Annotated in this window: 1 protein-coding gene; it reads right to left on the minus strand. The window is 63.9% G+C overall.

What is annotated here, in order from left to right:
• Positions 1-12 precede the first annotated feature (12 nt).
• On the minus strand, positions 13-1,176 hold a 1,164-nt coding region (locus EET13_RS29720; RefSeq protein WP_122445564.1), incomplete at its 5' end, for an ISL3 family transposase.

Here is a 1,176-nt window from a genome sequence, read left to right on the forward strand (position 1 = left end):
GGCTCTTCCGACTTAGCAGGGGTGTAGATTCCTGGTCCTGAGTGGCACTCGCCGTGATTGGCGGGTGCAGGCCCACCGTACCCGGCGGCGTTGGTTTTCTGGGTTGCGGAAGCCGAAGGCGACGCGTCCGACGTGTTTGACGATCCGGTTATAGCCTTCGCTGCGCGCGTTGGTCAGACCGGTGGTAATCGCGAGAATCATTGGCTGCTGCCATGTTTCGATCGTTTCGGCGAGGTCGTGGATCTCGGGGACTTTGGTGGCGGCACAGAAAGCGTAGAACCGGTACAACGTGGTGGCGATGTCGTAGCGCATGGCGCCGGTAGTGGCGCAGGCCAGTACGTCGCGTAGGAGTTCCTTGGCGATCCAGGCGGCCAGGATGTCCCCGCCTGGATCGGCGGCGGCCAATGCGGCTACCAGGCTGTCACGTTGGGTGTCGGTGAGTCGTTGGGCTGCGCGGAGCAGCCGGCGCCGGTTGAGCCATTCGGGGTCGGCCTTGCGACCGCGGCGTCCGCGACTGTCCCAGGTGGTCCGCCGACGTACCGCTTCGACGGTCTGGTTGGCTCGTTTGACCAGATGAAACCTGTCAACTATGAGCTGTGCGTGCGGCAGGGCGTCACGGGCGGCCTTGGCGTAGGTCATCGACATGTCGATCGCCACATGGGTGATCTGTTCTCGCCATCCGGGGATGCGGGCACCCAGCCAGTCGGACACGGGTTTGGCTGATCGGCCGTTGACCTGCACCAGCAGGCCCGCGTTGCCGGTGATGTCGACCAAGCCGGTGTCAAAGCGGTCCACCCACACTCGTTTGCCGGTATCCGGGCAGGTCTCGTATTTGGCCTTGCCTCGGCGGGTCTCGTCGATGCCCAGCACGGTGATCGAGGCGGGTTCAGCGCCGAGCACCGGGTCGGCGGTGGCCGCAACGGCTGCATGGCAGGTGTTCCAGGTGCAGCCATAGTCCTCGGCGACGGCGGCCACTGGCCGGATGTCATCGAGTACCGTTGCGGCCATTTGCGCCTTGGCTCGTGTGGTCATACGCGCTCGTGGCGGAACATCCGGTGTGGCCTCGGTGAACGTTTTCCTGTCACAAGAGGTGTTGGTGCACAACCATTTACGTTTTCTCCACACGATCTGTGGCCGGTCCGCTCCGATCTTGATATCGCGTGGCCGGGTAATGAC

Origin of the sequence: Mycobacterium attenuatum (assembly GCF_900566085.1) — a bacterium.
Classification (GTDB): domain Bacteria; phylum Actinomycetota; class Actinomycetes; order Mycobacteriales; family Mycobacteriaceae; genus Mycobacterium; species Mycobacterium attenuatum.